Here is a 6,389-nt window from a genome sequence, read left to right as displayed (position 1 = left end):
TACCCCCAACCACTTCTCCATTTGTAGCAAACATAAGACCACCTTGATCCATTTCTACACCATAGCCGTTTAGAACATTAATTATCTTACCTATTATTTGCATTGTAAGACCATCATAAGATAAATTTCCATTAGCATAGTCAAAAGTACCATTATCTAAATTTATCCACGAAACACCATTAAAACTTTTTAATAATCCAGTTTTTATTAATCCCGCATTTAATACACCTGTAGTTATAAAATCCGCAACTATTTGTCCATCTTGAGTTATAGCAGTCCCAAACTCTCCATAATAACCTGTTTTAGAGTGACCTAAACCTCCATTATTAAATCTCCAAACATTTATCATAGTGTTTATGTCTTTTGTATCACCTATAATAATTTCATTCTCTCTAACTATTACATAAGAATTTTTAAGTCCACCTTTTATTAAAGAAGTAGCGTTATCTTTAGCTAGTTGAAGGATAGTTTCTGTACTATCCATAGTTTCTAATTTTTCTACTATTTGCTTAATACTTAAAGGCTTAACCTCTATATAATTACTTAGCTTAATCTCCTTAGTTTTTTGAGCTAATACATCATACTTTTTACTCATAGCCCTTACTTTTATATCTACATTCAACTTAGGAATATAAACTCTGGAAGTATCACCTATAAACAATCTTTCAGCTACTACATAGTTTTTATATTCCTCTGTCTTTTCTAATTGAACAAAATTAATAATGTAACTAGCCTTAATTTTATCTATATCATTTTTAGAAAACTCTTCTTCTATTCTTCTATCTAATTCAGCTTGAGCCTGCTCTAAAGTATCATAACCTTCGTCATTATATTCATCTTTAACCTTAACATCATCATATTTAATTACGCTGGTGTATATTCGATTATAAGCGCCTATAAGTGAACTATCTATATAGTTACCTAATATTCCATTGTAACCTTGTCCTCTCGCCCTAGTGACTAGATTATCTATATTAGAAGTACCTTTAAATCCAGTAAGATTTTTACCTTCTCTTATGCTAAATCCTCTATCTCTTCCAATACGCTTATTAATATAAATAGTATAACCACGCCTTTGGACTTCCCCACCCCAACGATTTAAGAAAGAATTATCATTATCATGTAAAGCCTTGTATAAGCTCATTCTTTGATAATAAGCAGTAGCTACTATATCTATATCTGAAACTATTTGTATTTCTTTTTTACCTTCTGCATTATCAAGTAACCAACTTACTGCTCCTTGACCATTTAAATTCGTAGGCCTTACATCTTCTAGCCATAAAGTTAATGAATCAGCAATAGTTATTTGCCTTGCAACTACATCTATATATCTAGTTCCAACTGTTACTTTAGATATACGGAATATTTCATACCCATAATCCAATAGGACTTTTAAAATACCCTCTTCTTGTAACTCTTCTTGGATGTTATCTTCTATCAAAAATGTTTCATCTAAAATATAATTTCCTGTGCTTAAATCTTCCTCGGTGGTAGCTCTAATACAATACTTATCTAAACTTTTGCCATTGCTACTTAAGACTATATATTTAGGAGTACCAGGAGGAAAATAAGCTACCTTTATTTCTTTTTTCATATTCTGGCCCTCCTAACACTTATATTTTGTAATATATTCAATCACTATTTTAGTTACATTTCCTGTATAAGAAATTGTATTTATACCTTTTTCAAGCAAAATAAAATCCCCCGAGGTATCATTATCCTTGGAGGTTCCATCTTGGTTTCTAACTTGTAATGCATAACTATCAATTTCTACATAATTATTAACATTATTAATTTGCATTGTTTCTTCGTCTATAGTTAATTGTATATTTCCACTTCCATAAACTTTTATTAAAGTGTCCCCTGGAGCATTACCATTGTAATTTATTTTAAATCCACTCTTTGTAATCTCATGCACTGTCTTAGTTAAATCTTGTGTAAAAGGCTCACATAAAAACGTAACATCAAATTCTCCTATAGTTCTAAATTCTTTTTGTATGTTCCCAAATATAACTTTTTTAACCTTATAGCACCTATCATTTCTACCAAATATAAGCCTATCATCTTCTATATCAGTAAGCCATTCATATACTCTTTCAAAATCAATTTCAATAGTTGGAGATAGAATTGTAAATGTAAAAGGAATTTTCTTATCTGGATAGGTTCCTTTATTTATTATTAAATTTCCACTTCTACCCTCAACTTGTATTTCCTCATATTCTTCGTTAGTTATTGGAATAGAAGGATAGTTTTCTAAGTATAAATTCAAATATAAACTTCTTTCATTATTAAAATATATTTCTCCTTCATTTATCATTAAAACTACCTCCCTTCATAGTACTCAGTTAAAACATCCTGGTTAGGAGCTACAACTGTTTGAGTAAATTCCTTACCATCTACAATAAATTTAGCAACCACTGTTACTGGATTATCTTTAGGTATATCATTATCAGTTTCCACTCCACCACCTAAAGTATTGTTATGAGCTACAACTCTAGCTGTAGTCATAGCAGTTTCATAATCTACTGTAGTTTGCATTTTAGCGACTAAATTTTTAAAATCATCATCCATAGACTTTTGAACATTGTCAGTCTCATCTTCAAAACCTACTCCTACGCCTTGAGCCATGTATTTACCGACTTGATCTCTGAACACTCTTGAAGGAGAATGAATTCCTAATGCAGCTTTAGCTCCATCAACTATTCCACTAAAGAATCCACTTACTTTACTAGCTATCCAACCTCCCATTCCAGTAATACCATTCCATACACCTCTAACGATATTAGAACCTATTTCAGCCATTTTTGAAGGTAAATTTGTAACAGCATTTATAATATTACTAACCATGTTAGAACCAGCTTCTGAAGCTTTAGAACCTAAATCTCTTCCAAATTGATAAACTTTTGATATTGTACTTAATAACCAAGACCATATTTTACCCGGCAAACTCGCAAACCAATCTATAACCGCACTTACAGCATTGCTTGCAGTAGTATACATGTTATTCCATGTATCTTTTCCCCACCTTACAATATTGTTATAAGCATTAACTAACCAGTTCCATATAGCTCCTGGAAGTTTACTAAACCATTCCGTAACACTTGTATATATATTGGTACAAGTTTCAATGAATTTATCCCAAGTATCTTGTCCCCATTTAACAACTTTATTGTACACATCCATCGTAAATGTATAAACACGCTCAGGTAATTTACTAAACCATTCAGTTACAGAGTTATAAACATTAGTACAAGTTTCAATGAAACTATTCCAAGTGTCTATTCCCCACTTGACTATAGTACCAAACGCATACCCCAAACAGAAACCGATATTTTCTGGTAATCTATTAAACCAATCTATTACATTTTCTATGATTTGAGGTATAGTTTCTGTGAAGAAACTTTTAATATTCTCTCCCCACTGTGAGAATGTTTCTAATATATTGTTTAAAACTGTGATAAAGAATGTTTTCATTGCTTCAAACTTCATCTTCATACTTTCTATTGCATTAGGTATTGTTTCTGTAAAAAATGAAACTACAGCATTCCAAACATTAGTAGCAGTTTCTTTTATACCGTTCCAAATATTTATTATTGCATTTCTAAAATCTTCATTAGTATTCCATAAATAAACTATTCCAGCTATAAGTGCTGCAATTAAGCTAATTATAAGTATTACTGGATTAGCATTCATAGCAGCATTTAGCATCCATTGTCCTGCTGCTGCTATTTTGGTTGCTATTTCAAATTCTTTAAAAGCCTTTACAAGTTGCATTATACTTAAAGCTACTTCTAATCCCTTTAACGAGCCTCCTATACCTATTATTATTGGTATAATTGTACCTGCATTATCTAGTATCCAAGAGAAACCATCAATCAATTTTGGTAAGTTATTTGAGATAAAATCTCCTATATTTATAGCAAAATCTCCTAAACTCCTTGCTATATTAGAAATGCTTTCTTTTACTTTGGGGTCTTTAAAAGCTTCTCCCATTCTTTTTACTAAATCTTGCAAAGCTGGCATAACGTTATTCTTTAAAGTTTCACTAAAAGGCTCAAAGGCTTCTCCAATTAAAGACATAGTATCATCTTTAAGTGTAGACCACATACCACTAAGAGTTTTAGATTGTACTTCCATGCCTTGATAGAACTTTCCACCCTCACTCGTAGCACTTTTCATAGCTTCTGCAACCATTTCATAGCTTATCTTTCCATCTGACATTTCTTCTTTAAGCTCTGACATTGACTTCCCAGTTTTTTCAGCTATTACTTGTAGTGGATTAAATCCTTGATTTATAAATTGTAATAGATCTTGTCCTGTTAATTTACCTGCTGAAGCTACTTGAGCAAATACTAAAGCTAATCCTTTAAATCTTTCTTGATTACCTAAAGAAATATCCCCTAACATTTGAAGGTCTGGCATTACATCTTCAACACCTATTCCAAACGATAATAATTGCTTTGATGCATCGGCAAGTCCTGCCATTTCAAAAGGAGTTTTAGCAGCAAAGTCCTTTAAGTCTTCAACGTGTTTAGTAGCTTCTGCTGCACTTCCTAGCAAAACTGTAAAATTAGCAAAATAATCTTCCATTTGCGAATTGTACTTTGTAGCAATTGTTGCTAATCCACCTATAGCAGTCCCTGCCGCAGTAATAGCACCAGTAAAAGCAACCAATCCCATTTTAGCTATACTACTCAGCTTACCACCTAAACTTTTTACATCCTTCTCAGCACGACTTGAGTTTATTTCAGTATCAATAATTATTCTTCCATCACTCATGCTCTACCTCCTTTCTTTATAAAATAAAAAACACCTACAATTAAGTAAGTGTTTCAAATACTATTCTATACTGAATTCTATATTATCTTCTATCATTTCTCCAGTAGAGTCATTCATAACATGGAAAGCACCTTTGAAGTTTTTAACTTCTGTCAAATTATCATCCATTACAGATAAATCACTTTCACCTTTAAGATTAGCAGTTATTGTTTGCCCAAACAGAGCATTAACCATTACTCCATCGTTACTAGTTTTATCTACTCCTACAAGAATATCTTTATCAGTTTTGTTTACAATTTCTAAAGTTATATATATCCCACCAAATGCACTCTTGCCTTTTCCTTTACAAGTAATAGTAACATTATCAGTGTCGGCTAAAAGTATATCTACCTTATCATCTTTTTGTTGTTCTCTTATTTCATCCAGTTTTTTTTCAGCCTCTTTAGGACTTTCAGCATTAACTACATCTTTTAGAGATGTATCTTCCTTTTTTTCTGTTCCACATGACACTAAACTTAGTGAGAATATTAAGCAAAATAGAGTAACAATAATTTTTTTCATAAAAAAAATCCCCCTTATATGTATATTATATAATATAACACACAATATCCATATATTACAATACTTTACTCAAATCTCCACCATTCAATAAAGCTACGGTTATTTCATCTAGTTTCTCTTTTTCATCTTTGGATATAGGAAGTTTATAAAGTTCTTGCATCTTCTTATAATAAGCCTTTTCCTCTTTATCCTTAATCTTAGATAAATCCATACTTCTATATTCCATTATTTTTACTATTTTAATATCTTCTTTCAAGCTATTAAACATAGCTTTAAACTTCCACCAATGAAGATATTCTATATCTTGTAAATCTATATTATATTGGTCCATAAATGCAGCATAGATATAATCATCATCATGTTCGAAACTGTAAATTTGAGTGACGCTCTTACCTTTACCATTTCCTTTTGATTTAGTTATATCTTTACCGCATCTATAGAACCATAACATTTGTTCTATTGCTTCGTTGATGTTTTCTGGTATAACTTGATAATACAATCCTAAAGCCATGATTATTTTATCTTCTTCGCCTATAGAATTATCTTGCATTAATAATTCAAATAAAATAGAAGTACGAAAATCACTATTAATCTCGTACTCCACATTATTAATATTAACTATAGTTGGCAATAAATCAATTAAGATATTCATTATTTTTTAGTTCTTCTATTAGCTCTATTAGGGGAGTATTTATTTGTTATCTTCTCCATTTCAGCTTTTTTGTCATTCATTTGCGAAACAAGTTCCTCAAAAGCCGTCATGCAAATTAATAAATTAACTCTATCGCCAAATACTTTTTTATCTGTTCCTTCTCCAAACATTAAATTAAAAACATCAAATATAGCATTACAATTAATTTTTATCATTTCAACCATACTAACATTTTTATTATTTTCTTCAATAGATTTTATTCTTTCTAAAGACTTATCATATTTTTCTGCCACTTCTAAATCATAGAAATCTATATCTTCTAACTCAACACCGTTAATTATCATTTAACATTCCCCCATTTCTATTTTATAGTCCAGCTATTTCCTAATGTAGCAGT

At 30.8% G+C, this 6,389-nt stretch carries 6 protein-coding genes; all 6 read right to left on the bottom strand.

Annotated features, from left to right (window positions below; genetic code table 11):
* Positions 1-1,594 (bottom strand): phage tail spike protein (locus tag J7M87_RS12375; RefSeq protein ID WP_291651359.1); only part of this gene is annotated, 1,594 nt, incomplete at its 3' end.
* Positions 1,595-1,606: 12 nt separating this feature from the next.
* Entirely contained in the window at positions 1,607-2,317 is a 711-nt protein-coding gene (locus J7M87_RS12370) for a phage tail protein (protein WP_291651358.1), read from the bottom strand.
* Positions 2,318-2,322: 5 nt separating this feature from the next.
* Positions 2,323-4,779 carry a tape measure protein gene (locus tag J7M87_RS12365; protein ID WP_291651357.1) on the bottom strand — a complete coding sequence of 819 codons (2,457 nt, stop codon included), beginning with the start codon at positions 4,777-4,779 and terminating at the stop codon, positions 2,323-2,325.
* Positions 4,780-4,839: 60 nt separating this feature from the next.
* Positions 4,840-5,340: a hypothetical protein gene (locus J7M87_RS12360; RefSeq protein WP_283157934.1), complete on the bottom strand. Its 501-nt coding sequence runs from the start codon at positions 5,338-5,340 to the stop codon at positions 4,840-4,842.
* 55 nt (positions 5,341-5,395) lie between these two features.
* A complete protein-coding gene (locus J7M87_RS12355; RefSeq protein ID WP_291651356.1) occupies positions 5,396-5,992 on the bottom strand; it encodes a bacteriophage Gp15 family protein in 597 nt (198 codons plus the stop codon).
* Entirely contained in the window at positions 5,992-6,336 is a 345-nt protein-coding gene (locus J7M87_RS12350; RefSeq protein WP_283157935.1) for a DUF6673 family protein, read from the bottom strand. The genes J7M87_RS12355 and J7M87_RS12350 overlap by 1 nt, the downstream gene beginning before the upstream one ends.
* Positions 6,337-6,389: the final 53 nt, after the last annotated feature.

Origin of the sequence: Clostridium sp. (genome assembly GCF_017888565.1) — a bacterium.
GTDB lineage: Bacteria > Bacillota > Clostridia > Clostridiales > Clostridiaceae > Clostridium.
Note: the sequence above shows the minus strand (reverse complement) of the source record. Positions and strands in the feature narration are given on the sequence as shown.